Source organism: Stenotrophomonas sp. STEN014, assembly GCF_056760315.1.
On sequence record NZ_JBRREN010000002.1, the window covers coordinates 256,875 to 274,788 of the forward strand.

The following is a 17,914-nucleotide window of genomic DNA, read 5'->3' on the forward strand; positions in this document are numbered from 1 at the left end:
AATCGAAGGGGGCTAGTGGCAGCGGACGAGGATGACGGTCACGTTGTCCGAGCCGCCGCCATCCAGTGCCGCGCCGACCAGGGTGTCCACGCATTCCTGCGCACTGCAATCGGCATGGGCCAGCATGCTGGCGATGCTGGCATCGTCCACTTCCTCGCTCAGCCCGTCGCTGCACAGCAGCAGCTGCATGCCCGGGCGCAATTCCCCGGTCATCGTGGCCACGTTCAGGTGCGCCGGGTCGGTGACTCCCAATGCCTGGGTGACCACGTTGCGGTGCGGGTGGGCGCGGGCCTGTTCGGCGGTCAGTGAGCCTTTTGCGACCAGCTCCTGCACGTAGCTGTGGTCCTGGCTCAGTTGGCTCAGTTTGCCGTCCCGCCACAGGTAGGCGCGGCTGTCGCCGATCCAGGCCACTTCGAACTGGTGCCCCAGGATCTGTGCGGCCACCACGGTGGTGCCCATCGGCAGGCTGTCATTGCGCCGTCGCGAGGTGCGGATGATCTCCTCATCGGCGATACGGATCGCCTGGACCAGCGGGATCCCCTTGCGGATCTCGCGGACGATGGTTTCCCGCGCCAGGGCGCTGGCCACTTCGCCACAGGCGTGTCCGCCCATGCCATCAGCCACCAGCCACAGGCCGAGCTCGCTGTCACCGTAGTAGGTGTCTTCATTGAGCTGGCGGCGCAGGCCGACATGGCTGAGGTGTCCGAATTCGATCATGAGTGCCGGCGTGGGCTGTATTGCGTCAGGAAGGGCAACGCATCATCGCGTTCATGGAGGTGTACAGCAAGCGTCGCAATATGGCCTGCCGGTTGCCGCAACGCCCCCTCCGGGCAGGCGATGGCGCGTCAATTGTGAAAAACCGCTTGTCGGCAATGCCAATGCCCCTTATTATTCGCAGCCCGGTTCGCCGGGGACCATCTGGAGAGGTGGCAGAGCGGTTGAATGTACCTGACTCGAAATCAGGCAGGCGTTTATAGCGCCTCGGGGGTTCGAATCCCCCCCTCTCCGCCAGATACCGGAAAAAGCCACCTGCGGGTGGCTTTTTTCTTGGGCGCGGATCAGGGCGCGCTGTCCGCTCTCGCAAGAACCCGGCACCGGTCGCGGTCGCGTCTCGGGGACCTTCCTCCGCGTTGCCCGGCCATGGCGCGTCTGGCCCGCTACACTGTGCGCCTGATCCAAATGGTGACTTTCATGTCTGAAATCCTGGTGCCGGTGTCCTTCGGCGAGCTGCTGGACAAGATCTCGATCCTGCAGATCAAGTCCGAGCGGATGAGCGATGCGGCCAAGCTGGCCAATGTGCGCAAGGAGCTGGCGGCGCTGGACGCCACCTGGAGGGCGCACCCGGCCGCGGCCCAGGACATCGCCGCGTTGCGTGCGGACCTGAAGGCGGTCAACGAGCGGCTGTGGGATATCGAAGATGACATCCGCCTGAAGGAAAAGGCGCAGCTGTTCGATGACGGCTTTGTGCAGCTGGCGCGCAGCGTCTATTTCCAGAACGACGAACGCGCGCGGATCAAGAAGGCGATCAACCTGGCGCTGGGTTCCAGCTACGTGGAAGAGAAGTCCTACCAGGATTACCGCGCCAGCTGAGAGGCGCGGTTGCTGGAGGCGAAAGGCCGCCCGTCGAGGCGGCCTTTTGCATCATCGCGGCCGGTTCACTGTGGATGGTCGCTGCGGTAGCGCTCGAAGGCGGCAATGGCGTCGTCCACGCTGATCAGCGACATCACCTCGTCGAACTCGATCTTGGTACCCCATTTCAGCGCGCTGGCCGGCTTGTGCAGGTAGCGGCGGGCGGCGTCGTCATAACGGTCCACGCAATAGCGCCGATCCGAATACGGACCGCTGCGCGCCGGGTTGCTGGCCGCATGCAGGCCCAGCACCTTGGTGCCCACGGCGTTGGCGATGTGCATCGGGCCCGAGTCCGGCGTGACCAGCAGATGGGCGCGGGCCAGCAGTGCCGGCAGCTGCTTGAGCGTGTCCTTGCCAACCAGATCCAGTGCCGGGTGCCTCATCGCGGCAAGGATGGCATCGCTGGTGCTGCGCTCCAGTTCGCTGCGACCGCCGCACAACACCACGCGCCAACCCTGCGTTGCGGCGTGATCGGCCAGCGCCGCGTAGCGCTCGGCATACCAGTTGCGGCGCTGGTGGCTGGAGCAGGGCGAGATCATCAGCACCGGACGACCATCCTCGTCCCACTGCGCGCGCGCCCACTCATAAGCTTCTGGTGGCGTGGCCAGGTCCCAGCTGACCTCGGTCTGCTTCAATCCCAGCGGTTCGCAGAAGCTGCCGATCGCATCCAGTACATGGATGCCGGGACGGTCGGCAATACGTTCATTGATGAAAAGGCCGTGCAGATCCTTCGAACGTGACCTGTCATAGCCGATGCGGCGCCGGGCCGGGATGAAGGCCGAGAGCAGGTTGGCGCGGAAGGCGACCTGCATCTGCAGCAGCGCATCGAATCGCGCCGCAGGCAACTGCTCGCGCAGTGCGCGCATTCCGGCCACGCCGGTCTTCTTGTCGTAGACATGGAAGGTCACGCCGGGCAGGCCTTCGAGCAGTTTGTGGCCGGCCTTGTCGATCACCCAGTGCAGCGTCGTGCCCGGTCGTGCCTGTTGCAGCGTGCGCACCAATGGGACTACATGGGTCACATCTCCCAATGCCGAAAGGCGCAAGAGGCACAATGAGGGGGACGATGCAGGCATGGTGTTGTTAGACTCGCAAAGAATGGTCGCATTCGACGCCACTGAAGCGCTGACGCCCTGCCGCGATGGTCGCGGTTATGGCGCCATTCTGTTCGACCGCGAACGCCTGCGGCAAGCCGAGCCTGCTCTGTTTTCGCCTGCGCACTGGGGCGAGAAGGCCCGGCCGGTCGGCGAGGGGGGGCGCGGAGGTGCGTGGTTTGTCGACGCGCCGTTCGGGCACTGCGTGCTGCGCGGCTACCTGCGTGGCGGTGTCGCGGCCAGGTTCAGCCGCGATCTGTATCTGTGGCAGGGCGCACATCGCACCCGCAGCTTCGCCGAGTTCCGGCTGATGCGTGAGCTGATCGCGCACAAGCTTCCGGTGCCGCGGCCGCTGGCCGCGTTCTATATGCGCGACGGGCTGGGCTACCGCGCGGCGATCCTGATGGAACGGCTGGAGGGTGTGCGTTCGCTGGCCGATCGTGCGCTGGTGACCGGGCGTGGCGCGCCATGGGAGGAAACCGGCCGGCTGATCGCCCGCTTCCACCGCGCCGGTCTGGATCATGCCGATCTGAACGCCCACAACATCCTGTTCGATGCCAACGGCCACGGCTGGTTGATCGACTTCGATCGTGGCGTGCTGCGTATTCCCGCCACCCGCTGGCGCGAGCGCAACCTCAAGCGTCTGCTGCGCTCCCTGCTCAAACTGCGCGGTGAGCGCAGTTGCGAGGAGGTGGCGCATGACTTCGCGCGGCTGCGCCGTGCCTATGATCTGGCCTGGAACCGGGGCGTCTGAAATGAGCTGGGCATTACGTTTTCTGGGCGTCGGCAACGCCTCGGCGGTCGATCTGGGTTCTCCGATGGCGGTGATCGAGCGCGACGGCAAGCCGTGGTTGACCATCGATTGTGGCGGTGAGGGGCTCACGGCCTATCGCGCGCACTACGCGGCGATGCCCGATGCGCTGTTTGTCACCCATGTGCACCTGGATCACGTGGCCGGCTTCGAGCGCTTGTTCGTCGATGCGTATTTCAATCCGCGCCGGCGCGGCACGGTGCGCGTGTATGTGCCGGCCACGGTGCTGCCACTGCTGCACAGGCGCATCGGCGACTATCCGAATGTGCTGGCCGAGGGCGGTGCCAATTTCTGGGATGCCTTCCAGCTGATCGCCGTCGGTGAGGCGTTCTGGCATGACGGCGTGCGGCTGGAGGTGTTCCCCGTGCGCCATCACTGGCCGGAAACCGCCTACGGTCTGCGCCTGAAAGGGGCGCTGGTGTGGAGCGGGGATACCCGTCCTATTCCGGAGATGCTGCTGCGCTATGCGGCCGACGGCGAGCTGATCGCCCATGATTGCGGCCTGCATGGCAATCCCTCGCATACCGGGGTGGATGATCTCGAACGCGAATACGACGCGGCGACGCAGGCGCGGATGATCCTCTACCACTACGCCAGCGGGGCCGATGGCGATGCGCTGCGCGCACGCGGACATCGCGTGGCGATGCCTGGCGAATGTGTGGTCCTGGCTGGGCCGACCGCCGCCACTGCGGCGCCGGTCTGAACAGGCCACGCGGCGATGTGGCCCAAAAAGGCGGTGGCCCCGCCGGCTGACCTCGGCGCCCGCGTCGATCGATACCGTTGCTGCCTTCCGGCCCTGGCGGGATTTTCGACCTAGCGTCGCGAGGGGCCGACGGGGCCACCATAGAGACGTTGGCCGCCTTGCGGCGGCCTGAGCTCTTTCTGGAAAACGGGGCGATGGATATCAGCCGGCGGGTATTCCAGAAGGGGCGCTGCGGATCACGAACCCTGCAGCGCGCGGCGATTGTAACGTATGCGGGGACACAACAGCCAGCCGCAGATGCATTGAATCGTCTGCAACCCGCACAAGGCGGGCTGCTGCGGCAGCCCCGTGATTGGCTGGAACGCCGCACGCAGGGAAGACGACCTGTTCCCAACTTCGGAATCTCCCCCGGACGGCCAGGCCCCTTCCCGCAGGTCGGATCGCTTGGATCTATGTGCTGATTGCCAGCTTGGCTGGAGAGTGTGTGGGCGCTGACGATGAGGCAGTTGCAGGGATTCACCCGGCGGGTTCCCGGCACTGTCACCCTGGTCGGCAGGATCGCCAGCTGCTGCTGGTGGCTGGCCTTGGCCATGTGCCGGGCTGGGTACCGCTTGCACGATCTGGACCGGCATCGGTGCGGTCGGTGCATTTGCGGTCGGCATCGTTTTGCTGGGCCAGCAGATCCATGCCGGGCGCATGGGCGCGGCGCTGCTGATTGTCGATGCTCTTGAGCTGATACAGCTATCAAGCCGCTGCGGCTCGACTGGGAGAGGGATATGAAAAAGGCCGCCCGGTGGGCGGCCTTTTTCTTCAAAACTGGCGGAGAGAGGGGGATTCGAACCCCCGAAGCGCGGTTTAGACGCTTACACACTTTCCAGGCGTGCTCCTTCAACCACTCGGACACCTCTCCGGACCTGCCGCAACCGTAAAGGCGCTGCAGGGGCGCAAATTCTATAGGGTCGCGGCGGCGGCCACAAGTCGAATCTGCGCCGGGGCTATATGCCGGTGCTCACTGTAGACGGAACACGGCCACCATCTGTGCCAGCTCGTCGGCCTGCTCCTGCAGGGCATGGGCCGCGGCGGTGGCTTCCTCCACCATCGCCGCGTTCTGCTGGGTGGCATTGTCCATGTGGATGATGGTCTGGTTGACCTGCTCGATGCCGGCGCTCTGTTCCTGCGAGGCGGCCGAGATCTCGGCCATCAGCTCGTTGACCTGGCGCACCGCGGTGACCACCTCCTGCATGGTGCGGCCGGCGTCGTTGACCAGCACCGCGCCCTGGTCCACCCGCTGCGCCGAATCGCCGATCAATTGCTTGATCTGCCGTGCCGCTTCGGTCGAGCGCTGCGCCAGCGAGCGCACCTCGCTGGCGACCACCGCAAAACCGCGGCCCTGTTCGCCGGCGCGGGCGGCTTCCACCGCCGCGTTCAGCGCCAGGATATTGGTCTGGAAGGCGATGCCGTCGATCACGCCGATGATGCTCTCGATCTGCCGCGAGGCGTGGGTGATGCCGTCCATCTGCTCGACTACCTGCGCGACAACCGTGCCGCCGCGTGCGGCGATGTCGGCCGCGCCGGTTGCCAGCTGGCGGGCCTGCTGCGAGGTGTCGGCGTTGTTTTTCACCGTGGACGTCAGCTCTTCCATCGAGGCGGCGGTTTCCTCCAGGTTGGCGGCCTGCTGTTCGGTACGCGCGGCCAGGTCGTTGTTGCCGGCGTTGATGTCGCGGGCGGCGCTGCCGATGGCATCGACCGCGCCATGTACACGTTGCAGGATGCCGGTCAGGTGCTCGACGGTGGTGTTGGTGTCATCGCGCATCCGCCCGAACACGCCACGGTAGTCGGCCGTGATGCGCTGGGTCAGGTCGCCCTGCGCCAGGGCGCCGAGCACGCGCTGCACATCGCCGATGGTCGCGGCGTTGGTATCGAACATGCTGTTCACACCTTCTGCCAGGCGCCGGAAGAAGCCGCTCTTGCCGAGGGTGTCGATCCGCTGCGACAGGTCGCCCGCAGCGGCGGCATCGATGACGCCGGCCACTTCCGCTTCCACCGCCACTTCCTGGCTGCGGTCGCGCCATTCCACCACCACGCCCAGCCGCTGGCCCTCGGCCGAGATCACCGGAGCCACGGTCTGGGCGAACACCGCGGTGCCAAACCGCAGCTCGCTCTGCTGCGTGGATTGGACCTTGGCTGGATCGTTGCCGCCTGCCGGTTGCAGTTGCGCCAGCGCCTGGCCTTGGAGATGGTCCAGGTTCGCGTGCGGCAGGTGCTGCGCCAGTTCACCGCGATGCTGCTGCAGCAGCCGCTGCATCGCCGGGTTGGCGTAGGCGACCTGGCCGTGGGCGTCGGCGATCAGCATGGCCGTGCCGGCGTTGTCCAAGGCGATGCGCACGCGCAGGTTTTCGGCGGCGATCCTGCGTTCGCTGTCCAGGCGGGCCTTCAGGTCGGCCTGCATCTTGCGCAGGGCGCGCGAAACCTGGCCGACCTCGTCCTCGCTGCCGGCGGCGATCGGGTAGTCCAGTTGTCCGGCCGCCACCGCATCCACGCCCTGCACGATGCCGCGCAGTGGCGTGCCTACCAGCGTGCGTAGCAACACCACCACGACCACCACCAGCAGCAGCACGCTGGCCACACCGACCAGGATCACCCGGTTGCGGATCTCCACCACGCCGGCCATGACCGCGTCGACCGGTGCGGACACCATCAGTGCGAAGGCATCGGGCGAACGGCCGGCGGTGACGGGGACATAGATGCGCAGCACCTCACCGCCCACGGTCGGGTCGAAGGTGCGCTGGCGGACGATCTGGCCCTTGGCCAGCTGTGCCAGCAGCGGCGCCATATCCGCGGCGAATGGCTTGCCCAGATTCTGCTGCTCCGGTGCAGCCAACACCCGCCCGGTGGGCGAGAGCAGGCGTACCACGCCGCGCTGGTAGGGGCGGATCTTGGCCAATTCGGCCTGGATGGTGGACAGCGCGATATCCGCGCCGGCCACGCCGCGGAACTGGCCGTCGACCTTGACCGGCACCATCAGGCTGGTCATCAGCACCTGCTGGCCGGAGACCTCGTCGGCATAGGGTTCGAACATCAGCTCCTCGCCGCGTTCGCGCACGGCCACGTAATATTTCTCCGCGTCCGGGCCATCGAGCTGGAGGTCGTTCGCCGGGCCGACCGCGTCCTGCAGGGAGGTCTGCCCGGAGGGTTCGCGTGTCCAGTACAGCGACAGCCGCCCCGAATCGGTGCTGATGCGCTGATCTTCGGAGAGGCCGGCGACGAACGTCTTCAGCGTGTCGTCCGCCGGTTCGCCGTCCGGCCAGCTGCGTGCGAAGCGGGCATCGGCGCCATCGAAGCCATCGGGTTCGAATTCCAGCCAGTAGCCCAGCACCGCGGGGTCGGCGTCGGCATAGCGGCGCACCAGGGCGGAAACTTCGGCGCGCGAGCCGTTGCCGCGCTCCATGAGCGCCAACGTGGCGTCGGCCAACCCGCGCACCCGCGACAGCGGCTCGTTGACCGAGCCCCGCACCTTGGCGGCCTCCGCGCGGGCCAGTTGCTCCAGTTCATTGAGTGCGCTGGCTTCCTGAACGGCGGCCGCTTTCTGCTGGATCAGCCAGGCCGCCCCGGCGAAGCAGGTGGCAGCCACCAGGCCCAGTACCAGCGCGGTGCGCGCCACAATCGATGTCAATCCTGTCCTGCGTATCCGCATCGGGCCTCTCCCTTGTGGAATCGGGGGCCGGCCAGCACGAATTCCCTCGTGGGTCGCTGTCCGGGGGTTACTACGGAGGTAGCGGCCGCGCGTACGCGAACCTGAGCCATGCGCGCACTGGCCCGGGACAGGCGCCGGATACGGCTGGCGGGGCCGGGCATGGCACAATGGGACCTCAGATGAAGACGGTTGCCTGATGTCCTATCTCGTCCTTGCCCGCAAGTGGCGTCCGAAGCGTTTTGCCGAGCTGGTGGGCCAGGAACACGTGGTCCGCGCGCTCAGCAATGCGCTGGACAGTGGTCGCGTCCACCACGCCTTCCTGTTCACCGGCACCCGCGGTGTCGGCAAGACCACGATCGCCCGCATCTTCGCCAAGTCGTTGAATTGCGAGCAGGGCACCAGCGCCGATCCGTGCGGCCAGTGCCCGGCCTGCCTGGACATCGATTCGGGCCGCTACATCGACCTGCTGGAGATCGACGCCGCGTCCAACACCGGTGTGGATGACGTACGCGAAGTGATCGAGAACGCGCAGTACATGCCCTCGCGCGGCAAGTACAAGGTCTACCTGATCGACGAAGTGCACATGCTGTCCAAGGCGGCATTCAACGCGCTGCTGAAGACGCTGGAGGAGCCGCCGGAGCATGTGAAATTCCTGCTGGCCACCACCGATCCGCAGAAGCTGCCGGTGACCGTGCTCAGCCGCTGCCTGCAGTTCAACCTCAAGCGCTTGGACCAGGAGCAGATCCGCGGGCAGATGATGCGGATCATGACCGCCGAGGGCATCGAATTCGACGACAGCGCCCTTGTGCAGCTGGCCCACGCCGCCGATGGCTCGCTGCGTGACGGGCTGTCGCTGCTGGACCAGGCCATCGCCTATGCCGGTGGCGCGCTGCGCGATGACGTGGTGCGCGCCATGCTCGGCACAGTCGATCGCACCCAGGTGGCGGCCATGCTCGATGCGCTGGCCGTAGGAGATGGTGCGCGCCTGTTGCAGGTGGTGGCCACGCTGGCAGAGTTCTCGCCGGACTGGAACGGCGTGCTCGATGCGCTGGCCGAGGGGCTGCACCGTATCCAGGTGCAGCAGCTGGTGCCCGGGACCGTGGTGCCTGGTGAAGGGATCGATTCGGGCGCCTTCGCACAGCGGCTGCGCCCGGAAGTGGTGCAGCTCTGGTACCAGATGGCACTGAGTGGCCGTCGCGACCTGCATCTGGCGCCGAGTCCGCGTGCCGGCTTTGAGATGGCGGTGCTGCGGATGCTGGCATTCCGTCCGGCCGGCGTGGTGCCGGCCGTTCCCGAGAGCGTGATGCCGATGGCTCCGGGCGCGGCAGCACCGGCAGCCTCGGCCGTGGCCACTGCGCCTCCCGTGTTGCCGCCAGCGCCGCCGGTGGCCAGGCCTGTCGAACCGACACCGGCGGTTGCGCCGCCCCCACCGGCGCCCCCTGTCGCGATGGCGACGACCGCGCCCGTGCCTGAACCCCTGCGGCCGTCGGCACCGGGGGTATCCGCCGGGAAACCCGTATCCACCGACGATCTGCCGCCTTGGGCGATAGAGGCCGCCGATGCCCGTGCGCGTGATGAAGCCATGGCCATGGAGATGGCGCAGGCCGAACCCGAACCGGTACGCCAGGCGCCGGTGGCTGCGCCCGCTGTGGTGCCGCCGGTCGCTGATGCCATTGAGCGTGGTCCGGATGTCCCTGTGCGCGCGCTGGAAAATGCCGAGCAGTGGCTGGACCTGGTGGCGGACAGTGGTCTTTCGGGGCCGTCGCGTGAGCTGGCGGCCAACTGCGCCTTCGTGAGTTTTCAGCACGGCGTGTTGCGGTTGGGCCTGCTGCCGGGGTTTGAGTACCTGCAGACCGAGCGTGCGTTGACGGCCTTGGCCCAGGCCTTGGCGCAGGCGCTGGGCACCACACCGAAAATCGTGATTGAAACCGGCAACGTCCAGGCCGAGACGTTGCACGAACGCGCTGACCGTCAGCGCGGTGAGCGCCAGAATGCGGCTGAAGCCGTGTTCATGGCCGACCCCCAGGTGCGTCAGCTGCTCCAGCAGGGCGCCCGGGTCGTGGCCGATTCCATCCGTCCCATTGAAGAGTAAGCAACTATGCGCGGCAATATCGCCCAAATGATGCAGCAGGCCCAGAAAATGCAGGAAAACCTGCAGAAGGCCCAGGAAGAGATCGCCAAGCTGGAAGTCACCGGCAGTGCCGGCGGCGGCATGGTCAGCGTCACCCTGACCGGCGCCAAGGAGTGCCGCAAGGTGCGCATCGATCCGTCGCTGCTGTCCGACCAGGAAATGGTGGAAGACCTGATCGCGGCCGCCTTCAACGATGCGTCCAACAAGATCGATGTCGAATCGCAGAGCCGCATGGGCTCGGCCACGGCCGGCATGAAACTGCCGCCGGGCATGAAACTGCCGTTCTGACCAGACGCGTGCCGGCGCTGCCCGGCACATGTGTCGCCCACGTCGCGAAGCCTCGAAGGCTTCGCGCGTTCGTTTTGAAGAGAGCTTGTCGCGATGAGCCTGCCGCTGCTGGAACAACTGATCGAAGCCTTCCGGGTGCTGCCCGGCGTCGGCCAGAAGACCGCGCAACGCATGGCCTATCACGTGCTGGAACGCGCCCGCGAGGGCGGTCAGCGGCTGTCGGAAGTGCTGGCCGAGGCGATCGAGAAGATCGGCCATTGCACGCAGTGCCGCGATTTCAGTGAGTCCGAGGTATGCCCGGTGTGCGCCAGCGCCAGTCGCGAGCGGCAGATGCTGTGCGTGATCGAATCACCTGCCGATAGGCTGGCGATCGAACATGCCACCAGTTACCGCGGCGTGTACTACGTGCTGCAGGGGCGCCTGTCGCCGCTGGACGGCATCGGCCCGCGTGAGCTGGGGCTGGACCGGCTTGAAGCGCGGCTGGCACAGGGGGAGGTCACCGAGCTGATCATCGCTACCAATTCCACGGTCGAAGGCGAGGCCACCGCGCACTACCTGGCGCAGCTGGCCCGCCGCCACAAGGTGCGGCCGAGCCGGCTGGCGCAGGGCCTGCCGCTGGGCGGCGAGTTGGAGTACGTGGACCGCGGCACGCTGTCGCATGCGTTTGGCAGCCGCAGCGAAATCGGCGAATAAGCGCCGGGTGAGGCGCTAAGCTGTAGGCCGTTTCCTGCAGAGAGAAGTCGCATGACCGACACGATTTTCGGCAAGATCATCCGCCGCGAGATTCCCGCCACCATCGTCTATGAAGATGAGGATGTGCTGGGTTTCCAGGACATCGCGCCACAGGCGCCGGTGCATGTGCTTTTCATCCCGAAAAACGAGGTCATCCCGACCCTGGATGACCTGCAGCCGTCGCAGGCGCATCTGATCGGCAAACTGGCCCTGGCCGCCGCCGCGTACGCACGGCAGCAGGGGGTTGCCGAGAAGGGCTACCGCATCGTGATGAACTGCCGCGAGGATGCCGGGCAGACCGTGTTCCATATCCACCTGCATCTGCTGGCCGGCGCACCACTGGGGCGTTTCGGCGCTGGCTGAGCAGCAGGGCGCGGAGTGGTCCGGCGCGCGCTGCGCACGTATGGAACTCCCGCAGTTGCAGGTGCCCCCGGCCGTGCCGATCGCTGGGGCGCACGCACTACGGAAATGAAAACGCCGCCCATCGGGCGGCGTTTTTCGGTCACACGCGGCTGGATCACCACCAGCCGCCGCGCCAGCCCCAGCCCCAGCCAGGACCCCAACCCGGGCCCCACGGGCCGTACGGGTAGGCCGGTACCACTTCCACCTCGCGCTGCACCGGCCACAGATAGACCACGTCGGCGGCGATCTTGGGCAGCGGATAGTCGTACTCGCCGATCTTGGTGGTCTGGTAGCCATCGATGCGACCGATGAAGGTCACGTCGCGGCCCGGCTCGAACACCGCCGGATCATAGAAGCCCGCACGGCAGGCGATAAAACGGCCGTCGCTGGCGTCGGCCGAGGTGCTGCTCGGTCGGCCGCTGCCATTGAGCGGGCGGGCGATCATCTGGAAGCAGGTCTCACCTTGTCCCGGCAGCGTTTCGATGATGCGACCGCCCCAGCGCACCGGCGTACCGGTCTGCTTCTGGGCCACCGAATCACGCGGCGAGACGGTGCTGAACTGCCCTTGCAGCGGCTTGGGAGCGGTCGCGCAGCCGGCCAGTGCCAGGCTGGCGGCAAGGGTGAGGAAAATGCGGGTCTTCATGTTCGTGCTCCGGGTTTCGGGCGATGCCTGCGCAGGTCTGCCAATAGTGAAGCGAGGTCGGACTGGGCGCCAGCGTAACGCGCATCGCTGAAACGTTGGCTGAGTAATGGCAGGTCGCTGCCGGGATGTTTTTCCTCGACCCTTTGTGCCCAGGCGGTAGCGGATTCGTGGGGCTCACGGGCAAGGCCGAGCCGGGTATAGCGGGCGCCCAGGCGGTGCCAGGCACGCAGCAGTGGATCGCGCTCGCGTTCGCCGCGGGCCAGCAGCCGGATCATCACACCGACCGTCAGCAGAGCCAGCACCGCGAACAGCGCGATCAGCTGCGCCGGCTGCAGACGCTCGATGCCCAGTGGACGCAGCAGCTGCTGCTGCCGTCTGGCATCGAAGGACAGCACCATGTCATTCCAGCCACGGCGCATCCAGTCGCCGAGCTGGGCCAGCTGGTTCCATTGCCCGGCGACGTCGAAGCCGCCGGCATTGGCTTGGCCGAGACGGTCTTCGAGGGTGTCATAGATCCGTTCCGGGGCGACGGCGGCGGTGGGGTCCACGCGTACCCAGCCTCGCCCGGACAGCCACACTTCGCTCCAGGCATGCGCGTCCATCTTGCGCACGACCCAGTAGTCGCCAAAACGGTTGCGCACCCCGCCGGCATAGCCGGTGACCACCCGCGCGGGGATGCCGGCGCTGCGCATCAGCACCACGAAGGCCGAGCTGAAGTGCTCGCAGAAGCCGGCCTTCTGTTCGAACAGGAATTCATCGGCGCTGTGCCGGCCGGCCAGCGGCGTTTCCAGGGTGTAGGCGAACTCGCGGGTGATCCATTGCAAGGCGCGCTGCACGATGGCGGCCTCGTCGCCGCCGGCCTCGCTGCGCCATTGCCGTCCCAATGCCTGCGTGCGCGGGTTGAAGCCGGGTGGCAGCTGCAGCGCCTGCTGGCGCAACAGCGGCGGCAGGTCCGGCTGGAACTGGCGGTAGCTGGTGGACTGCAGGCGCCAGCGCGTGAGCGCGGTCAGCGGGCGTCGGCTGGTCAGGCTGTAATCGGCATCCAGTTGGGTATCCGCCGGCGCGGTGGTTGGCAGGTCCAGTGCAACCAGCTGGCGGCGTTCGGTAGGCTCGTATTCGATCTGGTAGTCCCAGCGGACATCGGCGGCCACAAGGCGGGGGGCGGCGGTGTGGCGCTGGCTGTCCAGCCGCGTCCAGGCGCGCCCGTCAAAACGGGTCAGCACCGGGCCGCGCCAGTAACGCTGACTCGCCGCCGGCACCGGACCGAAGAACTGCGCCCGCAAGGCCGGACTGTCATCGGCCATCAGGTCGATCCACTCGCCCGGCTGCATCGTGTCCGAAAGACCAGGGCGTCCGACCGCGCGTTCGGGAATACCCCATAGTGGCGTGGGCAGGCGCGGTACCAGCCAGAACGCGGCCAGCGCCAGCGGTAGGGCGACGACCATCAAGCGGCCTACCACGCGCAGTTGCTGGGTGATCGCCGCAGAGGCGCGCCCGGCTTCACCATCCGCTATACGCTGCAGGCTAAGCAGGGTGCTGATCACGGCAGCCAGTGCCAGCAGCAGGGTGCCCGGGCCCTGGTCCAGCAGAAATGCCGAAAATGGCGCGAACAGGGCGAAGCCCAGCAGGCTGCGGGCATCGCGCAGCGTGCGCAGTTCACTGGATTTGATCGCCAGCATCGCCGCCAGCAGGGCGCAGCCGCTGTCACGGCCCGGGCGCGGACCCATCTGCCAGTAGATGGCCACCAGCATGACGGCGATAAGCAACAGCCGCAGCGACATGGGAACCGTGTGGCGCCACGCCAGTGCCGCCACGGCGATGGCGGCGATCGCATAGCCGACGGCCAGCACTGCCGGCAGCTGCAGCAGCAGTGGCAGAAGGGCCAGGGCGGTGGTCAGCAGTGCCCAGCCCCGGGTGGGGGCGTCCAGTGGTGGGCTGGTCTTCATGCCGGCGGCATCAGGGCCAACGCCCTCAGGCACTGGTGGCGATGTGCATCACCGCTGCCCGGGCCGATCGGTGCGGCGTCGGGCAGCAGCAGACGATAGCGGCGGCCTTCGCGCTCGGCGTCGTCCACCCAGCGTGCCAGGCGGGCGATGCGCCACTCATACGGCAACGCGCCCAGGGTGGCCCAGTCCAGCACCAGTTCCGCACCGGCGGGGCGCTCGTACTCGCGTACCAGCAGGCCATCGCGGCGTGCGGAGTGTTTCCAGGCGATGGTGCGCATGGCGTCGCCCTGCCGGTACGGGCGCAGCTGTTGCAGTTCCTCGCCGAGCGGATGGATACGGGTGCGGGTGGCGCCGTCGCTGCTGTCGGGCAGCGGATGGGCGGGCGTTTCCGGCGCGGGGTAGACCAGCACGGGGCTTTCGGGCCACACCCAGCTCCAGGCCCGCAGCAACCCCAGCGGCTGGGTGGTGGAGAACCGGATGCGCTGCAGATCCAGCCAGCCGCGGCGGGAGGTCGCCAGCCACAGGTCCACTTCGCTGCGCTCATCACCCTCAAGGTCCGCGCGGGCGTGGGCCTGCTGGTGTTCGATCCGCAGGCCGCGGCGCGGGCGCCGATCCTGGCGGGCGATCACCAGCCGCAACCGCAGTGGTTGGCCGGCGGCGACCGGCTCGGCTGAGAGCGCTTCCAGTTGCAGCCCGGACAGCTGCAGGTGGGCCTGCAGCGCGCTGGCCAGTGCGGTGGTTGCCAGCAGCAGCGCAAGCAGCAGTGCGGGGTTGTTGTTGTAGTTGAGCGCGCCCAGCAGCATCACCGTCAGCAGAACGGCCAGAAACAGGCCAAAACCCGTGGGCAGCACGTAGATCCGCTTCCGGTCGAGGGTGACCGGAAGGGTCTCGGGATGGCGTGGACGGGCCAGCAGCTGCAACACCTGCCAGTCGCCGCGCATGAGCTGGCGTACTTCAATCAACCTGCACACCGTGCAGGATCGCGCGGGCCAGCGCCGGCCCGGTGGTCGACTCGGCTTCGGGAACCAGCCGATGGCCGGCCACACCCAGGAACAGCGCCTGCACATCTTCCGGCAGCACGTGCTGCCGTCCCAGCAGCAGCGCATGGGCCTTGGCCGCACGCAGCAGGGCGATGCCCGCGCGCGGTGACAGTCCCACCCGTATCCCCGGTTGCTGGCGGCTGCGCGTCAGCAAGCGCTGTACGTAGTCGATCAGCGCATCGCTGGCATGGATGTGTTCAACGGCCGCACGGAGCTGGCGGATATCGTCTTCGGACAGGCACGGCATTGTCTGTGCGATGAGTTCCCGGCGGCTGCTGCCTGCCAGCAGGGCACGTTCGGATTCGGTATTGGGATAGCCCAGGGTCAGCCGCAGCAAAAAGCGGTCCAGCTGCGAATCGGGCAGCGGGAAGGTGCCGGACATGTCGGCCGGGTTCTGGGTGGCGATCACGAAAAACGGATCGGGCAGGGCATGGGTCACGCCATCGAGCGTGACCTGCTGTTCGGCCATGGCCTCCAGCAGCGCACTCTGGGTGCGCGGCGGTGCCCGGTTGATTTCGTCGGCCAGCAGCACATTGCAGAACACCGGCCCGGGATGGAACTGGAAGCTGCGGCTGTGGGACTCATAGATCGAGATGCCCAGTACATCGGCCGGCAGCAGGTCCGAGGTGAACTGCACACGCTGGAACTGCAGGCCGACGCTGGAGGCCATGGCATGCGCCAATGTGGTCTTGCCCAGGCCCGGCAGATCCTCGATCAACAGGTGCCCGCCGGACAGCAGGGCGACAAAGGCCAAACGCACTTCAAGGGCCTTGCCCAGCAGCAGCGCGTTGACCTGCTCCTGCGCCTGGCGCAGGGACTGCAGTGTGACTTGGGTTAGCATTCCGGGCGGTGCGACTGGCATGGTCGTCTCGTATATCTGGTTTCAAGGGGAGTTTACGTGGCAACTGCGAGCGAACAACGTGCCTGCACGACGTTTCTTGTGCTGTGGGCGTTGATCAGCGGCGTCAAAGTTCTCATCGCGGCCTATCTTCCCCTGTTCGTGGATGAGGCGTTCTACTGGCAGGAAGGTCAACATCTGGCACCGGCCTATTCCGATCTGCCGGGATTGACGGCCTGGCTGACGCGCCTGGGTGTGGAGCTGGTCGGCAACCATCGTCTCGGCGTGCGCCTGCCGTTCCTGTTGCTGGGGGCGCTATTGCCGTGGATGGTGGTCAACATCACCACGCGCTGGTTCGGTGCGCGTGCCGGCTGGCAGGCGGGTGCATTCACGCTGCTGATGCCGCTGTCGGCGAGCCTGGGCATCCTGGCGGTGCCCGATGTGCCCATGGCCATCGCGGCGGTGCTCTGTCTGGATGCCGGCGCGCGGCTGCTGCGCAATGTCGATGCGGGAGCGGTGCTGCTGCTGGCGCTGGGGTTGCTGGTCGGCGCGCTGAGCCACTACCGCTTCATCGGTGTGATCGTGGTCGGCTTCATTGCCCTGCTGCTGTTGCCGGAGGGTCGGCGGATGCTGCGCGATGCCCGTGTCTGGGTGGCGATAGCCGTGGGGATCGTGGCGTGGCTGCCGCTGCTGGCGTGGAACCTGGACAACCAGGATGCCGGACTGAAATTCCAGATACTGGAACGTCATCCATGGAGCTTCCATGGTGACGGCTTGTGGTTCCTGCTGATCCAGCCGTTGATGGTCACGCCCGTGTTGTTTGCCGCCCTGGCCTTGGTGGCCATCGAGGGTCTGCGCCGCGGCCGGGGCGGTTTTCGTCATCTGCAGTGGCGCTATTTCGCGCTGGTAGGTACCACCTCGACCCTGCTGATCTTCCTGCTCGGATTCTTCACCGATGTGGAACGTGTCAGTTTCCATTGGCCGTTGCCCGGATACCTGGCGTTGCTGGCCTGTGTGCCCCTGATGCTCAACCGCTGGCCCCGCTTCTGGCGGCGCAGCGTCTGGGCGGTGGCTGCGTTGGGACTGGTGATGGCACTGGGCTACTACGTGATGGCATCGGCGCCTTCGTTGCGCGAGCAGATGGCCGGCAGCAAGTACTACCCGCGCAATTTCGCCGGATGGCAGCCGCTGGCCGATGCGGTGCGCGACGAGCTGGCGCAGATGCCGGCCGAGACCGAGATAGTGGCCGGCAGTTTCAAGGTCGGGTCCGAGCTGGGATTCCGCCTGGACGATGCGGCCATCAAGGTGCTGCCGCATGAACTCAATGACCGGCATGGTCGCACCGCGCAGCTGGCCCTGTGGGGTCTGATCAGCGATGGCAGCCGCACCGTTCCCCAGCTGCTGGTGATCGCCCCTGGCGACCAGCGTTATCGCGATCTGCTGGCACGCTATCACCGCATCTGCGCGCTGGTCGGGCCACTGCCGCCACCGCGCGTGGTGTCCACCGATCACGGCTTCCAGCGATTTCTGCTGTTCCGCCTGCCTGCGGCCAAGGTGCAGGGACCGTGTGTGACGCCGGCGATGGCCTGGCTGGACACCCCTGTGGCAGGTGCCAAGGTCGCCGGGCAACTGGATGTGCAGGGCTGGGCCTTCAAGGACGGTGTAGGGCTGGCGCGGGTGGAGCTGCTGGTGGATGGGCGCAGTGCAGGTGATGCGAAGTACGGTCGCACCTTCGATGTGCGGCCTGCGTGGCCGGGAACCAGCGATCCCCGCCATCCCGACGTGGGGTTTGATGCGCAGGTGGATATCGCCGGGTTGAAGCCGGGGCGACACTGGCTGGGGCTTCGTCTGTATGGCCGGGACGGCAGTGTCGAACAATGGATGGAGCAGCCGTTCATCGTGGAAAAATAGAACGCGGTGCGGTCCCGGATATGGATTGCGAGAGCGCTTGACAGGGTAGTTTCAA

General features: G+C 66.9%; 16 protein-coding genes, 2 tRNA genes and 1 other RNA gene. 10 read left to right on the plus strand and 9 right to left on the minus strand.

Going from position 1 to position 17,914, the window contains the following annotated elements; all coding sequences use genetic code 11:
• Positions 1–12: 12 nt before the first annotated feature.
• On the minus strand, positions 13–717 hold the full coding sequence (locus ACVOMC_RS03840; RefSeq protein WP_054657159.1) for a PP2C family protein-serine/threonine phosphatase: 705 nt from the start codon (positions 715–717) through the stop codon (positions 13–15).
• A gap of 203 nt (positions 718–920) precedes the next feature.
• On the opposite strand from ACVOMC_RS03840, the gene ACVOMC_RS03845 reads away from it, so the two are divergent.
• Together ACVOMC_RS03845 and ACVOMC_RS03850 are read left to right on the plus strand one after the other, a co-directional pair.
• Positions 921–1,011 (plus strand) — tRNA-Ser (locus tag ACVOMC_RS03845).
• 180 nt (positions 1,012–1,191) lie between these two features.
• On the plus strand, positions 1,192–1,590 hold the full coding sequence (locus ACVOMC_RS03850; protein ID WP_054658772.1) for a DUF6165 family protein: 399 nt from the start codon (positions 1,192–1,194) through the stop codon (positions 1,588–1,590).
• A 65-nt stretch (positions 1,591–1,655) separates the two neighbouring features.
• Here ACVOMC_RS03850 and ACVOMC_RS03855 read toward each other — a convergent pair whose 3' ends face one another.
• The gene (locus ACVOMC_RS03855; protein WP_481522876.1) at positions 1,656–2,702 is read right to left on the minus strand and encodes a glycosyltransferase family 9 protein; all 1,047 of its coding nucleotides are present in this window, start codon (positions 2,700–2,702) and stop codon (positions 1,656–1,658) included.
• A gap of 22 nt (positions 2,703–2,724) precedes the next feature.
• On the opposite strand from ACVOMC_RS03855, the gene ACVOMC_RS03860 reads away from it, so the two are divergent.
• Both ACVOMC_RS03860 and ACVOMC_RS03865 read left to right on the plus strand, forming a co-directional pair.
• Positions 2,725–3,474 (plus strand): 3-deoxy-D-manno-octulosonic acid kinase, encoded by a 750-nt coding sequence (locus tag ACVOMC_RS03860; protein ID WP_481523062.1) that lies wholly within the window; start codon positions 2,725–2,727, stop codon positions 3,472–3,474.
• Position 3,475: 1 nt separating this feature from the next.
• Positions 3,476–4,234 (plus strand): MBL fold metallo-hydrolase, encoded by a 759-nt coding sequence (locus tag ACVOMC_RS03865; RefSeq protein WP_481522877.1) that lies wholly within the window; start codon positions 3,476–3,478, stop codon positions 4,232–4,234.
• A 36-nt stretch (positions 4,235–4,270) separates the two neighbouring features.
• Here the strand turns inward: ACVOMC_RS03865 and ffs are convergent.
• Positions 4,271–4,367: signal recognition particle sRNA small type (ffs, locus tag ACVOMC_RS03870), an RNA gene on the minus strand.
• A gap of 497 nt (positions 4,368–4,864) precedes the next feature.
• Here ffs and ACVOMC_RS03875 point away from each other — a divergent pair.
• Positions 4,865–5,014 (plus strand): hypothetical protein, encoded by a 150-nt coding sequence (locus tag ACVOMC_RS03875; RefSeq protein WP_241772729.1) that lies wholly within the window; start codon positions 4,865–4,867, stop codon positions 5,012–5,014.
• Positions 5,015–5,051: 37 nt separating this feature from the next.
• Here ACVOMC_RS03875 and ACVOMC_RS03880 read toward each other — a convergent pair.
• Both ACVOMC_RS03880 and ACVOMC_RS03885 read right to left on the minus strand, forming a co-directional pair.
• Positions 5,052–5,144: transfer RNA gene (locus ACVOMC_RS03880), tRNA-Ser, on the minus strand.
• Positions 5,145–5,243: 99 nt separating this feature from the next.
• Positions 5,244–7,907 carry a methyl-accepting chemotaxis protein gene (locus ACVOMC_RS03885; protein ID WP_481522878.1) on the minus strand — a complete coding sequence of 888 codons (2,664 nt, stop codon included), beginning with the start codon at positions 7,905–7,907 and terminating at the stop codon, positions 5,244–5,246.
• A gap of 217 nt (positions 7,908–8,124) precedes the next feature.
• Between ACVOMC_RS03885 and dnaX the strand changes: the two genes are divergently transcribed.
• The 4 genes from dnaX (at position 8,125) to ACVOMC_RS03905 (ending at position 11,442) form a co-directional block, all read left to right on the plus strand.
• Positions 8,125–10,020, plus strand: coding sequence for a DNA polymerase III subunit gamma/tau (dnaX, locus tag ACVOMC_RS03890; protein ID WP_481522879.1), 1,896 nt, complete (start codon positions 8,125–8,127; stop codon positions 10,018–10,020).
• A gap of 6 nt (positions 10,021–10,026) precedes the next feature.
• Complete coding sequence (locus ACVOMC_RS03895) at positions 10,027–10,347, plus strand: YbaB/EbfC family nucleoid-associated protein (protein WP_054659998.1); 321 nt, start codon at positions 10,027–10,029, stop codon at positions 10,345–10,347.
• Between the two features lie 93 nt (positions 10,348–10,440).
• On the plus strand, positions 10,441–11,040 hold the full coding sequence (recR, locus tag ACVOMC_RS03900) for a recombination mediator RecR (RefSeq protein WP_481522880.1): 600 nt from the start codon (positions 10,441–10,443) through the stop codon (positions 11,038–11,040).
• Positions 11,041–11,091: 51 nt separating this feature from the next.
• Positions 11,092–11,442: a histidine triad nucleotide-binding protein gene (locus ACVOMC_RS03905; protein ID WP_481522881.1), complete on the plus strand. Its 351-nt coding sequence runs from the start codon at positions 11,092–11,094 to the stop codon at positions 11,440–11,442.
• A 154-nt stretch (positions 11,443–11,596) separates the two neighbouring features.
• Here ACVOMC_RS03905 and ACVOMC_RS03910 read toward each other — a convergent pair whose 3' ends face one another.
• The 4 genes from ACVOMC_RS03910 to ACVOMC_RS03925 are packed head-to-tail and all read right to left on the minus strand — an operon-like array spanning position 11,597 to position 15,972.
• Positions 11,597–12,124 (minus strand): Slp family lipoprotein, encoded by a 528-nt coding sequence (locus ACVOMC_RS03910; RefSeq protein ID WP_481522882.1) that lies wholly within the window; start codon positions 12,122–12,124, stop codon positions 11,597–11,599.
• Positions 12,121–14,070: a transglutaminase TgpA family protein gene (locus ACVOMC_RS03915; protein WP_481522883.1), complete on the minus strand. Its 1,950-nt coding sequence runs from the start codon at positions 14,068–14,070 to the stop codon at positions 12,121–12,123. The genes ACVOMC_RS03910 and ACVOMC_RS03915 overlap by 4 nt, the downstream gene beginning before the upstream one ends.
• The gene (locus ACVOMC_RS03920) at positions 14,067–15,011 is read right to left on the minus strand and encodes a DUF58 domain-containing protein (RefSeq protein WP_057506289.1); all 945 of its coding nucleotides are present in this window, start codon (positions 15,009–15,011) and stop codon (positions 14,067–14,069) included. Before ACVOMC_RS03920 ends, ACVOMC_RS03915 begins: the two co-directional genes overlap by 4 nt.
• A 13-nt stretch (positions 15,012–15,024) precedes the next feature.
• Positions 15,025–15,972, minus strand: a complete 948-nt coding sequence (locus ACVOMC_RS03925; protein ID WP_054658556.1) for an AAA family ATPase — start codon at positions 15,970–15,972, stop codon at positions 15,025–15,027.
• A 36-nt stretch (positions 15,973–16,008) separates the two neighbouring features.
• On the opposite strand from ACVOMC_RS03925, the gene ACVOMC_RS03930 reads away from it, so the two are divergent.
• Positions 16,009–17,859 (plus strand): glycosyltransferase family 39 protein, encoded by a 1,851-nt coding sequence (locus tag ACVOMC_RS03930; protein ID WP_481522884.1) that lies wholly within the window; start codon positions 16,009–16,011, stop codon positions 17,857–17,859.
• Positions 17,860–17,914 lie beyond the last annotated feature (55 nt).

Bases quoted from the DNA above. Each gene is read 5' to 3' on its own strand.
- ACVOMC_RS03855 (WP_481522876.1), bottom strand. From the start codon at position 2,702: ATGCCTGCATCGTCCCCCTCATTGTGCCTCTTGCGCCTTTCGGCATTG.
- ACVOMC_RS03905 (WP_481522881.1), top strand. From the start codon at position 11,092: ATGACCGACACGATTTTCGGCAAGATCATCCGCCGCGAGATTCCCGCC.
- ACVOMC_RS03865 (WP_481522877.1), top strand. From the start codon at position 3,476: ATGAGCTGGGCATTACGTTTTCTGGGCGTCGGCAACGCCTCGGCGGTC.
- dnaX (WP_481522879.1), top strand. From the start codon at position 8,125: ATGTCCTATCTCGTCCTTGCCCGCAAGTGGCGTCCGAAGCGTTTTGCC.
- ACVOMC_RS03895 (WP_054659998.1), top strand. From the start codon at position 10,027: ATGCGCGGCAATATCGCCCAAATGATGCAGCAGGCCCAGAAAATGCAG.
- ACVOMC_RS03850 (WP_054658772.1), top strand. From the start codon at position 1,192: ATGTCTGAAATCCTGGTGCCGGTGTCCTTCGGCGAGCTGCTGGACAAG.
- ACVOMC_RS03840 (WP_054657159.1), bottom strand. From the start codon at position 717: ATGATCGAATTCGGACACCTCAGCCATGTCGGCCTGCGCCGCCAGCTC.
- ACVOMC_RS03860 (WP_481523062.1), top strand. From the start codon at position 2,725: ATGGTCGCATTCGACGCCACTGAAGCGCTGACGCCCTGCCGCGATGGT.
- ACVOMC_RS03910 (WP_481522882.1), bottom strand. From the start codon at position 12,124: ATGAAGACCCGCATTTTCCTCACCCTTGCCGCCAGCCTGGCACTGGCC.
- ACVOMC_RS03925 (WP_054658556.1), bottom strand. From the start codon at position 15,972: ATGCCAGTCGCACCGCCCGGAATGCTAACCCAAGTCACACTGCAGTCC.
- ACVOMC_RS03920 (WP_057506289.1), bottom strand. From the start codon at position 15,011: ATGCGCGGCGACTGGCAGGTGTTGCAGCTGCTGGCCCGTCCACGCCAT.
- ACVOMC_RS03915 (WP_481522883.1), bottom strand. From the start codon at position 14,070: ATGAAGACCAGCCCACCACTGGACGCCCCCACCCGGGGCTGGGCACTG.
- recR (WP_481522880.1), top strand. From the start codon at position 10,441: ATGAGCCTGCCGCTGCTGGAACAACTGATCGAAGCCTTCCGGGTGCTG.